Source organism: Hydrogenophaga sp. (genome assembly GCF_026125825.1).
Classification (GTDB): domain Bacteria; phylum Pseudomonadota; class Gammaproteobacteria; order Burkholderiales; family Burkholderiaceae_C; genus Hydrogenophaga.
This window is the reverse complement of the sequence record NZ_JAHCKK010000022.1, coordinates 20,247-39,398: the sequence shown is the minus strand read 5'-3', so window position 1 is coordinate 39,398 and position 19,152 is coordinate 20,247. Positions and strand designations below refer to the sequence as shown.

The 19,152-nt window shown below is 61.6% G+C and carries 24 protein-coding genes; 15 read left to right on the top strand and 9 right to left on the bottom strand.

From position 1 onward, the window contains the following. Positions 1–35: 35 nt before the first annotated feature. From KIT86_RS10085 to KIT86_RS10060, 6 genes are read right to left on the bottom strand one after another with little or no spacing between them, the layout of a single operon-like run. Positions 36–599 (bottom strand): shikimate kinase, encoded by a 564-nt coding sequence (locus tag KIT86_RS10085; RefSeq protein WP_297397859.1) that lies wholly within the window; start codon positions 597–599, stop codon positions 36–38. Beyond that, positions 596–2,671, bottom strand: coding sequence for a type IV pilus secretin PilQ (gene pilQ, locus KIT86_RS10080; protein WP_297397889.1), 2,076 nt, complete (start codon positions 2,669–2,671; stop codon positions 596–598). The genes KIT86_RS10085 and pilQ overlap by 4 nt, the downstream gene beginning before the upstream one ends. Positions 2,672–2,715: 44 nt before the next feature. After that, positions 2,716–3,267, bottom strand: a complete 552-nt coding sequence (locus KIT86_RS10075; RefSeq protein WP_297397887.1) for a pilus assembly protein PilP — start codon at positions 3,265–3,267, stop codon at positions 2,716–2,718. Further along, complete coding sequence (locus KIT86_RS10070) at positions 3,267–3,947, bottom strand: type 4a pilus biogenesis protein PilO (RefSeq protein WP_297397857.1); 681 nt, start codon at positions 3,945–3,947, stop codon at positions 3,267–3,269. The genes KIT86_RS10075 and KIT86_RS10070 overlap by 1 nt, the downstream gene beginning before the upstream one ends. Positions 3,948–3,964: 17 nt before the next feature. After that, positions 3,965–4,567, bottom strand: a complete 603-nt coding sequence (locus KIT86_RS10065) for a PilN domain-containing protein (protein ID WP_297397855.1) — start codon at positions 4,565–4,567, stop codon at positions 3,965–3,967. Then, positions 4,564–5,643: a pilus assembly protein PilM gene (locus KIT86_RS10060; RefSeq protein ID WP_297397853.1), complete on the bottom strand. Its 1,080-nt coding sequence runs from the start codon at positions 5,641–5,643 to the stop codon at positions 4,564–4,566. Before KIT86_RS10060 ends, KIT86_RS10065 begins: the two co-directional genes overlap by 4 nt. A gap of 402 nt (positions 5,644–6,045) precedes the next feature. Here KIT86_RS10060 and KIT86_RS10055 point away from each other — a divergent pair, with 402 nt between their 5' ends. Beyond that, positions 6,046–8,337, top strand: coding sequence for a penicillin-binding protein 1A (locus tag KIT86_RS10055; protein ID WP_297397851.1), 2,292 nt, complete (start codon positions 6,046–6,048; stop codon positions 8,335–8,337). Here the strand turns inward: KIT86_RS10055 and cyaY are convergent. From cyaY to KIT86_RS10040, 3 genes are all read right to left on the bottom strand, one after another. Then, entirely contained in the window at positions 8,327–8,656 is a 330-nt protein-coding gene (gene cyaY, locus KIT86_RS10050) for an iron donor protein CyaY (RefSeq protein WP_297397848.1), read from the bottom strand. The two genes, KIT86_RS10055 and cyaY, sit on opposite strands and share 11 nt — an antisense overlap. After that, entirely contained in the window at positions 8,656–8,940 is a 285-nt protein-coding gene (locus KIT86_RS10045) for a hypothetical protein (protein ID WP_297397847.1), read from the bottom strand. The genes cyaY and KIT86_RS10045 overlap by 1 nt, the downstream gene beginning before the upstream one ends. Before the next feature lie 95 nt (positions 8,941–9,035). Next, complete coding sequence (locus KIT86_RS10040; RefSeq protein WP_297397845.1) at positions 9,036–9,257, bottom strand: hypothetical protein; 222 nt, start codon at positions 9,255–9,257, stop codon at positions 9,036–9,038. A 36-nt stretch (positions 9,258–9,293) separates the two neighbouring features. On the opposite strand from KIT86_RS10040, the gene KIT86_RS10035 reads away from it, so the two are divergent. From KIT86_RS10035 to KIT86_RS09970, 14 genes are all read left to right on the top strand, one after another. Further along, positions 9,294–9,560, top strand: a complete 267-nt coding sequence (locus tag KIT86_RS10035; protein WP_297397843.1) for a hypothetical protein — start codon at positions 9,294–9,296, stop codon at positions 9,558–9,560. 357 nt (positions 9,561–9,917) lie between these two features. After that, positions 9,918–10,244, top strand: coding sequence for a hypothetical protein (locus KIT86_RS10030; protein WP_297397841.1), 327 nt, complete (start codon positions 9,918–9,920; stop codon positions 10,242–10,244). Between the two features lie 2 nt (positions 10,245–10,246). Further along, on the top strand, positions 10,247–10,408 hold the full coding sequence (locus KIT86_RS10025; RefSeq protein WP_297397839.1) for a hypothetical protein: 162 nt from the start codon (positions 10,247–10,249) through the stop codon (positions 10,406–10,408). Positions 10,409–10,523: 115 nt separating this feature from the next. Continuing rightward, positions 10,524–10,655 (top strand): hypothetical protein, encoded by a 132-nt coding sequence (locus KIT86_RS10020; RefSeq protein WP_297397837.1) that lies wholly within the window; start codon positions 10,524–10,526, stop codon positions 10,653–10,655. 275 nt (positions 10,656–10,930) lie between these two features. Beyond that, on the top strand, positions 10,931–11,149 hold the full coding sequence (locus KIT86_RS10015; protein ID WP_297397835.1) for a hypothetical protein: 219 nt from the start codon (positions 10,931–10,933) through the stop codon (positions 11,147–11,149). 17 nt (positions 11,150–11,166) lie between these two features. After that, the gene (locus tag KIT86_RS10010) at positions 11,167–12,432 is read left to right on the top strand and encodes a hypothetical protein (protein WP_297397833.1); all 1,266 of its coding nucleotides are present in this window, start codon (positions 11,167–11,169) and stop codon (positions 12,430–12,432) included. 1 nt (position 12,433) lies between these two features. After that, on the top strand, positions 12,434–12,754 hold the full coding sequence (locus tag KIT86_RS10005) for a DUF5455 family protein (RefSeq protein WP_297397831.1): 321 nt from the start codon (positions 12,434–12,436) through the stop codon (positions 12,752–12,754). Beyond that, positions 12,754–13,692: a zonular occludens toxin domain-containing protein gene (locus tag KIT86_RS10000; RefSeq protein ID WP_297397829.1), complete on the top strand. Its 939-nt coding sequence runs from the start codon at positions 12,754–12,756 to the stop codon at positions 13,690–13,692. The genes KIT86_RS10005 and KIT86_RS10000 overlap by 1 nt, the downstream gene beginning before the upstream one ends. Before the next feature lie 619 nt (positions 13,693–14,311). Then, positions 14,312–15,244 carry a hypothetical protein gene (locus KIT86_RS09995; RefSeq protein ID WP_297397827.1) on the top strand — a complete coding sequence of 311 codons (933 nt, stop codon included), beginning with the start codon at positions 14,312–14,314 and terminating at the stop codon, positions 15,242–15,244. Between the two features lie 22 nt (positions 15,245–15,266). Further along, the gene (locus KIT86_RS09990; RefSeq protein ID WP_297397825.1) at positions 15,267–15,860 is read left to right on the top strand and encodes a recombinase family protein; all 594 of its coding nucleotides are present in this window, start codon (positions 15,267–15,269) and stop codon (positions 15,858–15,860) included. 13 nt (positions 15,861–15,873) lie between these two features. Next, complete coding sequence (locus tag KIT86_RS09985) at positions 15,874–16,074, top strand: lipoprotein (RefSeq protein ID WP_367185437.1); 201 nt, start codon at positions 15,874–15,876, stop codon at positions 16,072–16,074. A gap of 38 nt (positions 16,075–16,112) precedes the next feature. Beyond that, positions 16,113–17,402: a diaminopimelate decarboxylase gene (lysA, locus tag KIT86_RS09980; RefSeq protein ID WP_297397823.1), complete on the top strand. Its 1,290-nt coding sequence runs from the start codon at positions 16,113–16,115 to the stop codon at positions 17,400–17,402. Between the two features lie 197 nt (positions 17,403–17,599). Beyond that, positions 17,600–18,382, top strand: a complete 783-nt coding sequence (locus tag KIT86_RS09975; RefSeq protein WP_297397821.1) for an ABC transporter ATP-binding protein — start codon at positions 17,600–17,602, stop codon at positions 18,380–18,382. After that, positions 18,382–19,092 carry an ABC transporter ATP-binding protein gene (locus tag KIT86_RS09970; protein ID WP_297397819.1) on the top strand — a complete coding sequence of 237 codons (711 nt, stop codon included), beginning with the start codon at positions 18,382–18,384 and terminating at the stop codon, positions 19,090–19,092. The genes KIT86_RS09975 and KIT86_RS09970 overlap by 1 nt, the downstream gene beginning before the upstream one ends. Positions 19,093–19,152 lie beyond the last annotated feature (60 nt).

Genomic DNA, 19,152 nt, shown 5'->3' with positions numbered 1-19,152 from the left:
GTTTATTCGGTTGCGTCCCGCGGGTCGCAACGGCGCTAGGGCGTATCGGGATCCGGTCGAAGCTTGACATTGGGCGGTACCGCCCCATCGAGCTCAAGCTGCATCACGATCATGTTGACCAAGGTCGCCACGGAGGGGCGGCCGGTTTCAATGACGAAATGAGCGGTTTCCCGGTAGAGCGGATCGCGCACGTCGAACAGATCGCGAATGCGCTGCAACGGGTCTTCGACCTGCAGCAAGGGGCGGTTGCGGTCGTAACGCAACCGGCGGTACACCTCTTCCGGCGTGGACTTCAGGTAGAAGACCTTGCCGCGCTTGTGCAGGTGTTCGCGGTTCTCTGGCCGCAACACGGAGCCGCCCCCGGTGGACACGATGGCCACAGGTCCTTGGGTCAACTCATCGATGACTGAGGCTTCGAGGTCACGAAAGCGCGCTTCGCCCTCCCGCTCGAAGAACTCCCGGATCGAACAGCCCAGGCGCTGCTCGATCACGTGATCGGAGTCGAAGAAGGGGAGAGCGAGGCGTCGGGCCAGCTGGCGCCCGACAGTCGACTTGCCGGATCCCGGCAAGCCGATCAAATAGCTCGATGAACCGCTCAATTGATCGCCGAGCGCCCCAAAACACGTGGCGTGATGAAGATCAGGAGTTCGGACTTGTTCGCGATGCGGTTGCGCGACTTGAACAGGTTGCCCACTGCCGGCAAGTCACCCAGCAAAGGCACCTTGTTGACCTCATCCCGTTCGGTCTGCTCGAAGATGCCACCGATCACCACCGTTCCGCCGTTCTCCACCAGCACCTGCGTCTGCACGTGCTTGGTGTTGATCGCGATCCCGTCCGGCGTCGACTCGCCCCGGCTGTCCTTGTTGATGTCCAAGTCCAGAATGATGTTGCCTTCGGGCGTGATCTGAGGTGTCACCTCCAGCTTCAGGTTGGCCTTGCGGAACGCAATCGCCGTGGCACCACTGGAGGTGGCCGTCTGGTACGGGAACTCCGTACCCTGTTCGATCAAGGCCTTGACCTGGTCGGCGGTCACCACCCGCGGGCTGGAGACAATGCGCCCCTTGCCGTCGGATTCGAGCGCCGAAATTTCAAGGCTGAGGAAGCGTGAAGCGCTGGGGTTGAACAGCGACAGCGCAAACGACGCAGCCTGCGCCGTGCTGGGGTTGGCAGGCAAATTGACGAAAGGCGCCGAGGTGAGCGCGGGGCCCGTGAGCGAAGACGCAGCACCGTAGTTGGAACCAAAGTTGCCCTGGATCGGGTTGCCATTGGCCGAACCCACCCCGAAGCCGCGCACACCACCACCCAAGCGCACGCCCAGGGATTTTCCAAAGGTGTCGTCCGCTTCGACAATGCGCGCTTCGATCATCACCTGGCGGATCGGAATGTCGAGCTTGCGGATCAATTCCTGCACTTGCTCGAGGCGCGATGCAATGTCCGTCACGAAAAGCTGGTTGGTCCGGGGTTCGGAAATCACGCTGCCACGATCGGAGATGATGCGGGCGTTGGCCGAACCGCTGCCACCGCTACCTGCTGACGTGAGCTGCGCTGCGATGTCGGCGGCCTTGGCGTAGTTCATCTGGAAACCTTGCGTCCTCAGGGTCTCCAGGCTTTCAATCGATACCTTCGATTCCAGCTCCTGCTTCTCGCGGGCCGCGATTTCATCCTTGGGCGCGATCCACAGCACGTTGCCGGACTTTCGCATGCCCAGGCCCTTGGCCTGCAGAATGATGTCCAGCGCTTGGTCCCAAGGCACGTCCTTGAGTCGCAAAGTGACCGAACCGGTGACCGAATCGGAAGTGACGATGTTGAAATTGGTGAAGTCGGCGATCACCTGCAACAGCGAGCGCACCTCGATGTTCTGGAAATTGAGCGACAACTTCTCGCCGTTGTAACCCGGTCCCTGGGTGAGCTTGGAAGCATCGACCTTTTGCTCACGCACCTCCAGCACGAACTGGTTGTCGCTCTGGTAGGCAGAATGCTCCCAGTTGCCCGTCGGGGTCACCACCATGCGCACGCGATCCCCCGCCTGCGAAGTGGTGACACTTTGAATGGGGGTACCGAAGTCGCTGACATCCAGGCGGCGGCGCAGGCCTTCCGGCAGCGAGGTCTTGAGAAACTCGACGATCAGGTTTTGACCCTGCTGACGAATGTCCACGCCCACTTGGTTGTTGGCCAACTCGACCACCACGCGACCCGCATTGCCCACGCCGCGGCGGAAGTCGATGTCCCGCAACGCGGCCACGTCGCGATTGCGGTTTTCGGCAAAGGCCGACGGTGGCGACGTCGTGGCGCTCACTGGCTGAGAACGCTCCAGCACCACCAGAAGGGTCTTGCCATCAATCTTTGCTTCGTAGGCGGCCGCCTGCTTCAGGTTGATGACCACGCGCGTGCGGTCCCCGGCCTGGACCACGTTGGCTGAGCGAAGATTGCCTTCGTTGATGTCCACCGCGTTGCGGCCGATGGCGTTGGCCACGCCAGGAAAATCCAGTGCGATGCGCGCAGGGGCCTGAATGGTGAAGCCCGTCGGCAAGGCAGCCAGAGGCTGGGTTGTGTTGATGCGAATGACCTCCACGCCCCCCTGGATTCCCCCCGTGATGGACTGGATCGCGTTCTGCGCCTGCGCCCACGCGCTGGTCAACAACACGCAGGCGAGCACGGCCCCTTTGAGCATCCCCCGTCCCAATGCGGCGAATCCCGCTGCCCTGTTTGGCTTGTTCATTTAGAAGCACCCTCTTGTAATTGCAGCGCCGCGGCGCGCTCGATCCATTCCCCCGCCGAATCCTGCACGATCTCGCGCATCACGACTTCGGTCTCGGTGATGCGCGTGACACGCCCGTAGTTCTGCCCCAGGTAGTTGCCGGGCCGGACCTGGTACAGCAGGCTATCCACCTTCACCAGCGCCACCAGTTTTCCATCGCGGTTGAGACTGCCCACCATGGTCATCGCATCCAGCGGATGAGCTTCGAGAGGTTGCTTGCGCCGGTTCAATTCAGGCTCAAGGAGCGCCGCATTGGCCACGGGCGCCGACTGGCTGCCGCGCAGCACACTCGCCAGCTTCTCTTCGCTGAAGGGCTGCATCTGGCGCTCGCCGAGGTAGGCCTGAGGAACAAACTTGGTGGGCTCGGGAATGGGCTGGACAGAGGGCTTGATCGAATTGCGCTCCGTCTGCATCCAGACCTTCAGCTCGTCCTGACCGGACGACGTGCACGCAGCGAGTGTCGATGCCAGCAACATGGTGGCGCCCGTTGAGATCCATCGACGGTGCATCACGGTTTTGCTCCCTTTGGCGCAGCCGACTTTTGCTGCGCAGCGATCTCTTCCTGATCCAGGTAGCGGAACGTCTTTGCCGTGCAATCCAGCGTCAGCACCCCCTCCCGATCTTTGATGGGTGTCAGGGTCAGGTTGTTGAGCGTGACGATGCGGGAAAGGTTGGCGATGTCGGCGGCGAAAAGACCGATGTCATGGTAGGTCCCGGTGACACGCACCGCGATCGGCAACTCCGCGTAGTATTCCTTGACACTCACCTGCCCTGGGCGAAAGAGCTCAAACTGCAAACTGCGGCCCAGTCCGGCCTGGTTGATGTCAGACAGCAGGGCGTCCATTTCGGCCTTGCTGGGCAACTGCTTCTCGAGCTGCGTCACGTACTGCTGCACCTGCTCGAGCTGCTTGCGCAAGGCATCCAGGTTGACGGCTTGCACGAGCTTCTTGCGATAGTCGTCGCGCAATTGCACCTCGCGCGCCTTTTCGGCCATCAGCTCCTCGTCCGAGTTCTTGAGCCAGGCAAACCAGAGTGCGGCGACCACCGCCGCGCACACCGCCACAAACAACAGGTTCCGGGGCAGCCCGGGCCATTGCGAGGGGTCGTTGGGATCGAGTCCCGTGAACTGGGCTTTGAGCTTGTCCTGGATTCCCTTGAAATCCACTGCGATATTGGGCGTTCTTGCCATGTTGCGCGATCCCCAGTTCAGACTTTGCGCTGCGCGGCTGGCGCGGCGGCGGGAGGCGCCGAAGGGCGTTTCAGCGAAACACGGATGGTGAAATTCGAGACTCGGCGCTGGTCACGGTTTCCCGCCACCGGCCTGGCCGCGACGATTTCCACCAGATCCGGCCGGACCAGCCAGGGGCTGTTGTTGGACAGGTTGCGCAGCAGATCGGAAACGCGCTCCTGCGACTGAGCCACACCCACGAGCAACACGTTCTGGTTGTCCTGCTTCATGCTGGTGAGATAAACCCCTTCAGGCAATTGAGCCACCAGCTCATCGAGCAGATGCACGGGCAGGTTGCGGTCGCCCTGCAGGTTTTCCACCGCCGTCTGGCGGGCGCGCAAGGAAGCGATTTCGCGCTGCAGGTTGGCGATGTCCTTGATCTCGGCATCAAGCTTCGTGATTTCACCTTGAAGAAAAGCGTTTCGATCCTGCTGCGCCGAAATCTGCCCTTGATACCAAGTGAAAACCGCACCGCAGATCATCCCACCCAACAGCGCGGACAAGCCGAGCTGGGTGAAGAACTGGTCCTTTTGCCGCTTGCGGGCCGCCTCGCGATGAGGCAACAGGTTGATGAGGATCATTGGTAGAACCTCCGCAGCGCCAGCCCGGTGGACGTCAGATAAGACGGCGCCTCACGGGACATCTTCCGCGCCTGAACGGAGGCCGCCATTTCCATGGCGTCAAAGGGATTGATCACCATGCAGGCGAACGAGGTCTGATGGGTCACGGCCTCGGTCAAACCCGGCAAAGCCGCGCTACCGCCCGCGAGCAGGATGTGATCAACCTTGTTGTAAGGCGTGCTGGTGAAGAAAAACTGAAGGGCGCGGCCAACTTCCTGCGCCATGCTCTCGATGAAAGGGTCGAGCACCGCAGAACGGTAGTCGTCGGGAAGGTCGCCCGAGCGCTTCTTCGCCTCGGCCTCGTCCGACGAAAACCCGTATTGGCGCACGATGAGCTGCGTCAGCTGCGCGCCCCCGAAGGCCTGGTCGCGCTCGTACAGCACGTCTTCGTTGCGCATCACCTGCATGCTGGTGGTCAAGGCCCCCACCTCGAACAAAGCCACCAGCGAGTCCACGCCCTGGTTGGGCAAGGTTTCAATCACCCGTCCCGCAGCCATGCGGGAGGCGTAGGACTCCACGTCCATCACCACCGGCTTGAGCCCGGCCGCCTCGGCCAGCCCCTGTCGGTCGGAGACTTTTTCCTTGCGCGAGGCTGCGATCAGCACCTCCACATCGCCCACCGAATTGGCGCTGGGACCGATCACGCAGAAGTCAAGGCTGACCTCATCCAGGGAGAACGGAATGTATTGATTGGCTTCGGATTCGACTTGGGCCTCGAGTTCCTTGTCTGAGAGGCCGCCCGGCAGAATGATTTTCTTGGTGATCACGGCCGACGCGGGCAAGGCGAGCGCCACGTTCTTGGTCTTGCTGCCGCTCTTGCGGACCACGCGGCGCACCGCTTCGGCGACCTCATCGAACTTCTCGATGTTGCCGTCGGTAATCCAACCTCGCTCCAGGGGTTCCATAGCGCAACGCTCCAGCACCAGGTCGCCCGAACGGTTGCGGCTCAGCTCCACCAATTTGACGCTGGATGAGCTGACATCGATGCCCAACAAGGGCGCCGGTTCACGGCTGAATAACGACCCCAATGAGATCAAGGTGGCCCCCAAAAATGATGGCGACAGGCGTCGCCAAACTTAATAATTCACTTGAATGCTAGCAGTAAGCCCCTTGTCCAGCAAAGATTTTTTGCCTTTGAGACAAACGGAAACGTTGTCAAAAGCATACGCATTCTGGACCCGGTTTCACCGCTTCATCGGCCATCTGGCCGAGAAATACACAACAACTCACAATATGCCGGTTGAGCCTCACCGGGCGCGACATCCCGATTTTTATAATCACGGGCTCCGGCTCCGAACGACTGCATGCCCAAGAACGACACTTCCTCGACTCGCCCCTCCGACACGTCAGTATTGACTGGGCGCACTGCACTCATCTGGGCTGGTCGCTTGGTGGTGGGTCTGGCCGGACTGGCGGTGGCGGGTGTTGCGTGCGTGTTGATGGCAGTGGGCATCGCGCTTGCGGTGGCCTACCCCAATCTGCCGGAGGTCGCTGGCTTGGCCGACTACCGGCCCAAGTTGCCTCTGCGCGTGATCTCTTCCGACGGGGCCCTGATCGGCGAGTTCGGTGAAGAGCGGCGCAACCTGCTCACCATCAACGAAATCCCCGCCGTGATGAAAAACGCGGTGCTGGCCATCGAAGACGCGCGCTTCTTTGAACACAATGGCGTCGACTACCGCGGCATGTTGCGTGCGGCGCTGGCCAACTTGCGGCAGGCCAAGAGCCAGGGCGCCTCCACCATCACCATGCAGGTGGCGCGCAATGTGTACCTGTCCGCCGAAAAGAGCTACACGCGAAAAATCTACGAGGTGCTGCTGACGTTCAAGCTCGAGCACATGCTGACCAAGGAGCAGATCCTCGAGATCTATATGAACCAGATCTTCCTGGGGCAGCGCGCCTACGGCTTCTCCGCGGCGTCGCAGATCTATTTCGGCAAGTCTCTGAAGGATGTGACGATCGCAGAAGCGGCCATGCTCGCTGGCCTGCCCCAGGCCCCTTCCGCCTACAACCCCGTCAAGAATCCGCGCCGCGCACGCGCGCGCCAGTTGCACATCATCGACCGGATGGTGGAAAACGGCTTCATCACCCCCGAAGAGGCCGAGGTGGCCAAGGCAGAGCAGCTCCAGTTGCGGGCATTGAACCCGTCGAACCGGCCACACGCCGAGTTCGTGGCCGAGATGGTGCGCCAGTCCATCGTTTCCCAGTATGGCGAGGAAGCCTACACGCGAGGCCTGGTCGTGACGACCACCATCAAGGCGAACGAGCAGCTCGCGGCCTACCGCGCCGTGCGCCAAGGGGTGCTCGACTACGAGCGGCGCCAGTTCTACCGAGGCCCGGAACTGTTCATCGACTTGCCGCAGGACAAGGCGGCGCGCGACGATGCCATCGACGAGGCGCTCACCGATCGTCCGGACAACGACGACTTGTTGTCGGCGGTCGTGCTGGAAGCCAATGCCAAGCGCGTGGTGGCCGTGCGCCAGGACGGTGAACCGTTCGAGATCACAGGCGAAGGCCTCAAACCCGTGCAATCGGGCCTGTCTGACAAGGCGGGCCCCAACGTCAAGATACGGCCTGGCGCAGTGATCCGGGTCGTCCAGACCGCCCCGAAGGTCTGGCGCATCACGCAACTGCCCGAGGTCGAATCGGCCTTCGTGGCAATGGACCCGCGATCCGGCAAGGTGATTGCCTTGGTCGGCGGGTTTGACTTCCAGAAGAGCAAGTTCAACCATGTCACGCAGGCTTGGCGCCAACCCGGTTCGAGCTTCAAGCCCTTCATTTACTCTGCAGCACTGGAGAAGGGCGTGACGCCCATGACGGTGGTCAACGACGCCCCGCTCTTCTACTCCGCAGGCGAGACGGGAGGCAAGCCGTGGGAGCCCAAGAACTATGACGGTCAGTTCGAGGGGCCCATGTCGGTGCGGCGCGCGCTGGCCAAATCAAAAAACATGGTGTCCATCCGCGTGCTGCAGTTGGTCGGCACGCAGAGTGCGCAGCAGTGGGTGTCGCGCTTTGGCTTCGATGCCGACAAGCACCCGCCCTACCTCACGATGGCGCTGGGCGCGGGTTCGGTCACGCCCATGCAGATGGCCACCGGCTACGCGGTGTTTGCCAATGGTGGCTACCGCATTTCGCCCACCCTCATCCTTCGGGTGAGCGACCACAAAGGCAAGCTGCTGTACGAGGCGCCCGAGGTGAGCCCCACCGAAGAGCAGCGCGCGATCGAGCCTCGCAATGCCTTCATCATGAACAGCCTGCTGCAGGAGATCACCCGATCCGGCACGGCAGCGCGAGCGCAGTCCACCCTCAAGCGGACCGACCTGTACGGCAAGACCGGCACCACCAACGATTCGGTCGATGCCTGGTTCGTTGGGTACCAGCCCACGCTGGTGGCTGCGGCGTGGGTGGGCTACGACTCCCCGCGCAACCTCGGCAGCCGCGAAACCGGCGGCGGCCTGAGCCTGCCGATCTGGATTTCCTTCATGTCCGAGGCCCTCAAAGGCGTTCCCGTCGCGTCTTACACACCACCCTCCGGTGTGATCAACGTGGGCGGCGAGTGGTATTACGAGGAGTTCGGTCCGGGCCGCGGTGTGCACAGCCTGGGATTGCAGGATCCCTTGCCGGGCGCTGCCGGGGCTCCTGCCGAACTGGATGCCCACGGTGTTCCCATCAACAAGCCACCCGCAGGGCCCACCGAGGAACGCCGCAGCATCCTGGATCTGTTCAGGAACTGAAGTTCAGCGGCTGTCCCGCCTGCTCTGAGGCACAGCGCGAAAGATGGGCGAAGAACTCGCCCTGACCCTTGGTATCCATCCAGGCGTTGCCGTCGTGCTTGTAGTGAAAGCCCCCGGCACGGGCCGCCATCCAGACCTCGTGCAGTGGCTTCTGGAGGTTGACAATGATCTGGCTGCCGTTGGCAAACGACAGGGTGACCATGCCGCCCACCCTCTGGTTGTCGACGTCGGCATCGGTGTCGTCGTTGATGCGGTCGCAGGCCAGCTCAATCGCCCGCAGCAGGGCTTCTGCGCGGTCCTGGTACTCGGTGTCGGTCATTACAGTATGCGAACCCTCGCAAGGGCCTTCTCAAGCTCCGCTTTCGCCTTCTTTCCGGCGAGCGTAGTGGTGTCGATTCCATCGATTACCGCTTCTAGCGCGGCAATCGTCGCGTTCTCTCCTACGGCGGCTGCAAGCTCGGCTCTGTCCGGTGCTGTGCAGCTTCGCTTGCCCTTCCTCCACATCGATATGTGAGTGTCCGGCTTGCCTAGCTGGCGGGCCAGTTCCTTCTGGCTTCCGTATATCGAATTACCTTTATCGATAAGAATATCCAATTGGCTCATGTTTACCTCTTTTGGTAAAGTGCGTTACCGAATTCGATAACTATCGATTTCGGGAATTCATCTTAACAGGAGCCCGCAATGCCCTTCCCATTTCTTCAGTCAGCGTGCATCGGTGGCAGTGTGTTGCCATCGTGCGTGCTTGGTCTGGCTCTGGGTTTGGCGACGGTCCGTTCTCCCAGTCGTGATTCGTTGATGCCGTCTCTGACTGCTGCTCGAACCACGAAGTACAGAACGACAAAGCCCACCACCCAGGCGATCAGTTCCAACACTGCTGTCTGGACGATGAGGCGGTTGAGTTCTATCTGGAAGTTCGGCATGTCGGCTCCTTTCTCGCCACTGTAAAGGAGCCCGCAATGCACCAACTCTCGTTCTCGGCCTTCGCTGCTTCGCAGCAAGCGCCAGTCCCCTTCCTCCCTGCACGCGTCGGTTGCCCCATCAACCTCCAGCGCATCCGCTCTATGGGCGAGGAGCGCGACAACTGGTGGTGCTTCGATGACGACGGCTACAGCCTCGATGCCACCGACTATGTGCCCACTGGCGGCCATGAGGGCGTGAAGTTCGATGACGTTGACTACGTCTACGTGACGGCGCACGTGTCTCGTCCCGGGCGCTGGTCATGATCCGCGCCACCACTGGAAAGCCTGGCGAAGGCATGCGCTTCGTCACTCACTGCCCGCGTTGCGGTGCTCCGACCTCGGTCGCTGATGAGGCTTACTGCGCCAACAGCGATTGCCGTTGGAACAACGACGATGACAGCACTCCAGTTCGGCCCTCTGCGTCACAAGAATCGGCCCCGCGACCTTTGCGGGCTCCCCGGGCTGTGAAGGCGCAGAGGGCCACCCAGAGCCGCCCGAATTGGGCACAGATGGCCCTGGACCTTCCTTCCCCTGCGGCTCGCTCATGAACACCGCTAACTGCTTCACGCGTGGGACAGCTAGCGGTGCTCATGCCGCTCAAACCTGAAAAAGGAAACCACCATGTCTTTCTCCAGCACCATCCAAGTCATCAAGGTCGAAAAAGAAGAGCGCACCGCTCGCAGCGGCGACGCCTACGAACATTTCGCAGCGCGCTGCATCCTGTTGGACGACAACGGCAACGTCGAAACGGTCGGCATGCTGTCCTCGCGTGTCATCACCCCCGAACTGCGTGACAAGGTCACGCTGGGCACCTTCCGTGCCACGTTCGCGCTCCTTGTGCCCGACTGGGGTAAGGAAGCTGGGAAGATCACCGCGATGCTCACGGGCCTTGTGCCTGCCCCGCCCGCTGGCAAGCAACCGCAGCAACCCGCGCCTGCTAAGGCTTGAGCATGAGCCGCCTGCACGCGGTGTGCATCGTCGCGCTCCTGCTCGGGGCGTGCGGCACCTACACCTACCAAAACACGCATGCGCCTCAAACGCTCATGCCCGCCTACCCGGCCTCGGCCTGGGATGAGTACGTTCGTCACGGTGGCGCCTTCAGGGGTCGGTGATGGAGTGGCTTCTCCTATGCGCAAGCATCGGCGTCGTGTATCTCGCCTTGTTGGGATTCTTTGCTGCGCTCATTCCGGTTTCGGCTGCACTTCGTCGGTTTTTCAGGGGTCACTCATGAGCGGTGAAGTCTTCGACCTCTGCGGCCCGTTGATCGAGCGTTCCATCGCGCTGTGCGTCATCTCAGGTTTCGTTGGCTTTCTCGTCGGTGCTCTTTTCCGCGAGTGCCTTTATCGCAGGCGAAAGTGATGGACTGGTCAAACACCGCTCATGTCATGCAAGCCATCTTCTGGTGCATCCCTTTCATCGCCTTTTCCATGGGCTTTAACTCGGGGAACCGGCTGTGATTGAGCTCTCCATGATTTTGAAGATTGTTTCTGCCACTGCTGGCCTTTGGGCCATCGGCTACAGCGCTGGTAAGACCACTGCGTACATCCGGGCTATCAAGTCCGTGGCTTGAAAAGAATGCCGCCTCGGCATACCGCTGCCAGTCGTTCCACTGGTGTTTTTGAAAGGGGCACAACATGCTCTCGAAACTGAAAAACAAGGCTCTGGCCTTGGTCGTGCTGGCAACCGCCAGCGTTTCCGCCTTCGCGCAGGGCACTGACCCGTTCGACGCCGTTGTGACCAACGTCACGACGAAGGTCACCGACTACTCGGGCGAGCTGGTGATCCTGGCGGGCGTTGGCGTTGTTTTCATGATCGCCATCAAGTACGTCAAGAAGATCCGCGGCGCAGCGTGATCCCTGAGGGCCGCAACATGCTTCGATACATCATCGGGCTGTTCGCGGCCCTCGCCGCTTCTGCCTCATTTGCTGCCACTCAGCATGAGGTCTGGTACCCAAACCAAACCGGTTGGTCAACCGTGTTCCACAAGACCGCAGCCGAGTCGTGTCAGTACTATCTCGCGAACTATTGGGGCGTTCCTTACGGCTCGACCACCATCAGCGGCCCCGATACCGCGCAATGTTTTCAGTCTGGCGGGACTGCTCGCGGCACCGTTTTTCGGACCTTCCAGACCTTGAGCTGTACTGGTGGTCAAGTCCCAAAATTCAGCGGCTCCGGTGCTGCTGCGGGCAACTGGCAATGTGTTAGCACGCAATGCGTTGTCGGCCAGGGCCGCACCTTCAATCGCACCGAGGGCTGGGGTCGTAGCTCCAACCCTGACGCTAACGACCTTGTGCATGACTACCTCATGCAGCCGTCCGACCTCTACGACTACAACGATGGTGTGTGTGTTGGCAACATCGCTACGGTCCAGTCTTGCTATCGCTCGCAGGAGCCTAGTTCACAGGGTCTCTATCGGCTTAGCTGTGACTACTCCATGGTCATCACGGGTGAGTCATCTACTTCCGGGGACACTGCCGCATCGCCGCTAACGCCGAATGCCTCCTGTCCTGGCTTCGTTGGTGAGGTGAACGGTAAGACGGTGTGCGTCGGTACGGCTGCCAGTCCATTGCCTTCCGTTGCTGCTCCAGACAAGCCCACTCTTGCCGGCAATCCATCCGCAGGGCTCAAACCGTCGTCCGGTGAGGGCTCGGGCTCAACCGGTGCAGGTAGGACGCCTACAGCCGGTTCTGGAGGCAATGCGGGCGGGCCTGCTTCGGCGTCGGTAGGTCGTGGCGGTACTGGCGCGCGTGGTGAGCCCGGCGCTCCCGGTGAGGATGCCAGCGCGGTGTGTGGCGCACCTCCCTTGCCTGCCTGTGCTGTCAAGGTCGATGAAACCGGCACACCTGCTGCCGCCGATGCCGACTCGCGTTTCGCGCAAGCAAATACCGACCTCGGCAAAGTGCAAACGGATGCAAATGATGCCTTTGGCGACCATCGCGATATCTCGCTTCCTGGTTGGTCGTGGACGTTCTCTTTCCCTACGGGCTGTACCGCCCTGGTGCTCCCTGCCTTCGGTGATCTTGAGATTGATGTTTGTCAGTTTCAACCCGTCATCCACGACCTCATGAGCCTCCTGTGGGTGATCGCCGGGATATGGGGCCTCATCGACCTTTTCATGCGCACTACGGGGGTTTGACATGCCACTGTTCGCTGCCTTTTTTGGCGCTCTGTTCTCAAGTCTTGGTGTCTTCCTGGCGAAGCTCTTTGCCGCGAAGCTCGCCATTCGTATTGCCGGTGTTGCGGTCCTCGTCGCTCTCGCCAGTGGCCTTGTCACCGCCTTCAACGGCTGGATCGTGCCCTTGCTGTCGTTGCTTTTCAACACGCAGTACGGGCAGTTTTTGGGTCTGGCCTTCCCTCCTGTTGCTGGCACCGTCATGACCACCTACATGACAGCTGTCCTCGCTGTGGCGACCTACAAACTCCAAGCTCATGCCGTCACTGTGACGGCTAACCTCTGATGGCTGTCTACGCTGTTCAGGGCAAGCTCGGCACCGGCAAATCGAAGTTTTGCGTGTGGATGGCCAAACAAGCCATGTGGGCCGGTCGTCGCGTTGCGGGCAATCTCGATATCCGCGTGGAAAAGCTCAACCCCAAGAAGCCGGGGCGCTATGTGCGCATTCCCGACAAGCCAACGGCGTTCGACCTCGATGCGATCGGCCATGGCAACCCCGACAGCTACGACGAGAGTTTGAATGGCGTGCTCATTCTTGACGAGTTGGGCACTTGGCTGAACAGTCGCAGCTTTCAGGACAAGGGCCGCGCCGATCTGCTGGACTGGCTGATCCATGCCCGCAAAAAGGGGTGGGATGTGTACTTGATCGTGCAGGACGTGGTGATGATCGACAAGCAGGTGCGTGAAGCCCTGGTCGAGTACTCCTGCAACTGCATCCGCATGGATAAGGTCAAGATTCCATTCATCGGCTGGATCATCGCGCAGGCCGGTGAAGCGCTCGGCGCGATTTTCGACACGAACCGTTTTCGCAAGTGGGGCTACCTGCCCTTCTTTCACCTTGTGGTCGCTCGCATAGGCCAGGGTGCCAACAGCGTGATCGCGGACCGATGGACTTATACCGGGAGGGACTTGCATGATGCCTACGACACCCGCCAAATCTTCCGCGGCGACTATGAGCACGGCGCGTTTTCGGTTCTTCCGCCTTGGGACCACTGCGCCCCTGTTGGGTGGCTTTCTCGTCGGCTTGCTGCTCTCCGAGCTCGCCGATTACCTCGTGCTCAGCAACGCGCCAACCTGGGCACTCCTCGCCCTGTGCCAGCGGCTCTAAGGCTTATTGCGTCTCTGCCTGATCCTGATGAGCGGGTTCGGCTCGCCATTCGTTGGCTTGCTGCCTATTCAGTGCATCAGATGTGGGAACAGTCTCGGCGTCGTCGTGTTCTTTAGCTCTGACCCGTTGGCTTTCCTTCTCTGGGGACAACAAGGGGCCCCGAACCGCCCCCCTGTGGGGCACCCCGTAGGGGTTCGGGGTCTGGGGTATGGGGGCGAAGCGCCCCATGTCAACGTAGGTTTACCAATGGCCCTTACTTCAACGCCAACAAGGCAGTTGCGCCCATGCCGGTTGCCCTGGCGGCGCTCACGTAGACACGTCGGACATGAAGACACGCAGGACATGAAGACACGCCGGACACGTAGACACGAAGGACACGCCGGACACGCCGGACACGTAGACATGGGACATAGCGCACGCAGTGGCGTCCCTTGCGAGTGCCAGAGTGCCAGAGTGCCGCAGTGCGAGTGCCTAGTGCGAATGCCGAAGTGCGAATGCCAGAGTGCGAGGGGGCATAGCCAGCGCCTCCGGCATGGGCGCAACTGCCGCCCTTCCGAGCAAGCATTCCCCGGCGCGCGTGGCGTGCCGCCCGCCATGCGCAGCGTGGCGGCGGCGCGCAGCGCCGCCGTAATTCATTCTTAGATCACTTTAGGAAATAGGCCCCGTAGGGGCCAAAAAAAAGCCCTGGCGTGACTGTCATCACCCAGGGCAGATCGACAACATAGGAGGTTGCCAATGGACAGAATTCTACGCCTACCCGATGGTTCTCACATCCGCCTGGAAGGCCGGATTCTTGAGGACCAGTGGGAAGTCACCGAATGGCGCAAAAACGGGGTTCTAGAGCGCTCAGCGCGCCCCGTAGTGGCATGGGAAGAGGTCGGCACCTGTGACGCCCCCATGACCTATGAGGAGCGTGCTGCGTACATCGTCCATGAGTTCGAAGGCGCGGACCGCGCCAAGCGTCTGGCGGAACTCAACGAGGAGATCGAAGAGAAGCGCATGCGCTCTCTCAGATCGAACGCTAGGCGTGCGAAAACGATGTGCCGCAGGGTCATCATCACCGAAGGCTTTGATGAGCTGCTGACGCTCACGTATCGGGAGAATCAAGAGGATCGAGCGTTGTGTAAGCAACACTTCAACATCTGGTTTAAGCGCATGAAGCGAGCCCTTGGCTCGTTTCGGTTTTGCGCCTCGTTCGAACGCCAGGAGCGTGGTGCCATGCACGTCCACGTGGCTACGCACAAGCTCCCCCAGCACGCAGTGCACAAGGGCGTGAAGATCAAGGCTTGGGAGTTGGGCACGCGCATCTGGCGCGACATTGTTGGGGCCGACAACGGAATGTGTTTCGTTGGTGGGCGCAAGAAATGGGGCGGTGACAAGCGTCATAAGAAGATGCGCCTGGCGAAGATGGCCGCCTATGTGTCGAAGTACATCATGAAGGACTTTGAGGACTCGCCTAGCGAGTCCAACCGCTATAGCCGAAGCAACGGCACGGAGATTGGCTCAGTGCACAAGATGCGGCTGCATTGCACCTTCCGCGAGCTGATCGAAGTCACCTTCGAACAGGGCGACGGTGACGTAGTCATCTCACATCGGGTGTCCAAGTGGGGCGATGGTGTGTGGTTGGTCACGGAAGCAAAACCCGATACTTTGCTATGTTCGGGATAGCAACAAAACAGGGGGGCAAGCCATGTTCATAGGCTATGCACGGGTGTCTACGTCCGAGCAGGAAACCAGTTTGCAGCTTGATGCTTTCGGCGCTGCTGGCGTCGATACGGTCTATCAGGACAAGGCCAGCGGCGTCGGCAAGCGTCCGCAGTTGCAGCGTGCATTGCGTGCGCTCAAGCCCGGCGATACGTTGGTCGTCTGGAAGATCGATAGGCTCGCTCGAAGCCTCTCCGATCTGCTTTCCCTGCTCGCGCAGATCGAGGCCCGTGGCGCTCGCTTTCGCTCGCTCACTGAGCCTATAGATACGTCGAGTTCGATGGGGACATTTGTGCTCCAGATTCTGGGCGCTGTGGCTCAGTTGGAACGCTCCATCATTCGTGAGCGTGTGATGGCTGGTCAGGCTGCTGCGCGTGCTCGTGGGAAGACTTGGGGGCCTGTGCGTACCCTGTCGCCTGAGCGTGAGAGGCGGCTTGTCGCTTGGTTTCTAGAGGGTGGCCGCACGTACCGTCAAGCTGCGGAAAAATTCGAGGTTTCTCTTGGCATTGCCAAGTGCGCGATTTATCGGGTTGTGCGTCCCGACGCGCCTTATCTGAGTCGTCGCAGGCAGTGTCGATAAGTACAATGCGTCGATGTTTGGTTTGAAACGCATTCTAGGTCGGGCCATCGGCCCCTCGCGGGTCATGGCCATCGCCTTGGCCGCCCTGGTTCTCTCGGCTTGTGGCCAACGGGGGCCGCTGTACCTTCCCGGCCCCGAGGCAGCCAAGCCTCGGAAGTCCCCACCGGCTTCCACCGTTCCCGCCGAAACACCGGCCACTCCCACCGAGCGCTGATGCGCCTGGCCGCCCCTGCCCTCCTTGCCTCGAACCGCATGACCACATTCGCCGGCCTGCCCGCCACTTCGCTGCCGCCATTCGTCACCTACCACGACCAGCAACTGATGGTCGAAGGCGTGCCTGTGGCTGCGCTGGCCCGCGAGCATGGCACACCATTGTTTGTTTACAGCCGCGCCGCCATGTTGCGGGCACTGGCCGCGTACCAGCGTGGGCTGGCAGGACGCCGGCATCTGATCTGCTACGCCATGAAGGCCAACTCGTCGCTGGCCATCCTCCAAACGCTGGTGCAGGCCGGATGTGGGCTGGATATCGTCTCCGGTGGAGAGCTTGAACGCGCCCTGACAGTGGGTGTGGAGCCAGCCAAGGTGATCTTCTCCGGTGTGGGCAAGACGCGCGCTGAGATGCAGCAGGCACTCGCCGCAGGCATCGGTTGTTTCAACGTGGAAAGCCGCGCCGAGCTTGATGTTCTGGATGAAGTGGCCCGGGGCATGGGCCTGCGCGCGCCAGTGAGCATCCGCGTCAATCCGAACGTGGACGCTCAAACCCACCCCTATATCTCCACCGGCCTCAAGGGCAACAAGTTCGGCATCGCGCACGAGGAGGTGCTGTCAACCTACCAGCATGCCGCAGCGTGCCAAGGCCTGCGCGTGGTCGGTATCGACTGCCACATCGGCTCCCAGATCACTCAGACCGGGCCCTACCTCGATGCCATGGACCGCGTGCTCGACCTCGTGGAACAGATCGAAGCAGCCGGCGTGCCGATCGAACACATCGACTTCGGCGGTGGTCTGGGCATCGACTACCAGGGCGACAACCCGCCCGAAGCCGACGAGCTCTGGCGCGCCCTGCTGCAACGCCTGGACGCACGAGGCTTTGGCGAACGCCAGATCTGCATCGAGCCCGGCCGCTCGCTGGTCGGCAATGCCGGCGTGTGCCTCACGGAGGTGCTGTACCTCAAGCCTGGCGAGCAGAAGAACTTCCTGATCGTGGACGCCGCGATGAACGATCTGCCACGCCCCGCGATGTACCAGGCGTTTCACCGCATCGTGCCGGTCGCGCCACGCGCCTCGGCAGAGGCCCTCACGTGGGACGTGGTCGGGCCGGTGTGCGAGAGCGGTGACTGGATCGGGCGCGACCGAGCCCTGGCAGTGCAGGCCGGCGACGTGCTGGCCGTTCTGTCGGCAGGTGCGTATTGCATGAGCATGGCCAGCAACTACAACACCCGAGGCCGTGCGGCGGAGGTGCTGGTGGATGGCACACGCGCTCACCTGATCCGGGCACGCGAATCCCTGGCCGACCAGATCCGGCTCGAACGCCTGCTCTGAGCGCTCGCGCCGTCTCGCGCGCGACACTCCTGTGTGCATGCACGCGATGGCAAGCCGCATGCCCTCGACGGTGCAGCGTGCCTCTGTGCGCCCCTCGGTGTTTGCACCTATAGGCCGGTCAGGGACCGTCCTCCAGAATCCGTCCACATTGTGCACAGCAACATGGCCCGACAGCCTTCTGGAAGCGCCCCCAACCCATGCACGACAAGACCGCCGACACCATTCTGGAAACGCGCCAGCTCACCAAGTCCTTCAAGGGTTTCACCGCCGTCAATGACGTCAATCTGCGCGTGAAGCGGGGTGCTATCCACGCCCTGATCGGACCCAACGGCGCGGGCAAGACCACGTGCTTCAACCTGCTGACCAAGTTCCTGGAGCCGACGCAGGGTCAGATTCTGTTCAACGGACAGGACATCACGCGCGAGCAGCCCGCCCAGATCGCACGCCGCGGCATCATCCGCTCCTTCCAGATCTCGGCGGTGTTCCCTCACCTCAGCGTGCTCGAGAACGTGCGCGTCGGCCTGCAACGCCAACTGGGCACGGCCTATCATTTTTGGAAGAGCGAGCGTTCGCTGAACCAGCTCAATGAGCGGGCCCACCACCTGCTGACCGAAGTGGGCCTGCAGGACTTCGCCCGCGAGACCACGGTCAATCTGCCGTATGGCCGCAAGCGCGCGCTGGAGATCGCCACCACACTGGCGATGGAGCCCGAGCTGATGCTGCTGGATGAGCCCACGCAGGGCATGGGGCACGAGGACGTGGACCGCGTCACCCAACTCATCAAGAAGGTCGCCACCGGGCGCACCATCCTGATGGTGGAGCACAACATGGGCGTGGTATCGAACATCGCCGACACCATCACGGTGCTGCAACGCGGCGCCGTGCTGGCCGAGGGCTCGTATGCCCAGGTCTCCGGCAACCCTGCCGTGATGGAGGCCTATATGGGCACCACCGACGGCCAGCTCCAGGGAGCTCACTGATGACCGCACCGGCGCTGGAAATCAAGAACCTGCAGGCCTGGTACGGCGAATCCCATGTGCTGCATGGAGTGGACATGGTTGTGCAACCGGGCGAGGTCGTCACCCTGCTGGGACGCAATGGCGCAGGACGCACCTCCACGCTGCGCGCCATTCTGGGCTTGACAGGTTCGCGCAAGGGCTCGATCCAGAGCAACGGACAGGAACTCATCCACCTGCCCACCCACCGCATCGCCCGCCACGGCATCGGCTATTGCCCCGAAGAGCGCGGGATTTTCGCCAGCCTGTCGTGCGAAGAAAACCTGCTGCTGCCCCCGACGCTCAAGGGCTCCGGCAAGGGCATGTCAGTGGACGACATCTACGAGATGTTTCCCAACCTGGCCGAGCGTCGCCACAGCCAGGGTACGCGACTGTCCGGCGGCGAACAGCAGATGCTGGCCGTGGCCCGCATTCTGCGCACGGGTGCCCACCTGCTGCTGCTCGACGAGATCTCCGAAGGCCTCGCCCCTGTGATCGTGCAGGCCTTGGCCCGCATGATCACGATGCTCAAAAGCAAGGGCTACACCGTGGTCATGGTGGAGCAGAACTTCCGCTTTGCCGCGCCACTGGCCGACCGCTTCTACGTGATGGAGCACGGTCGCATGGTCGAGCACTTCAACGCCTCGCAGCTGACCGAAAAGATGCCCGTTCTTCATGAGCTGCTGGGCGTCTGAGCGCCCTCGCCTCGTTCCCCGATCACCGTTTTCCCCAACCGCCACCTCAACGGAGACTGA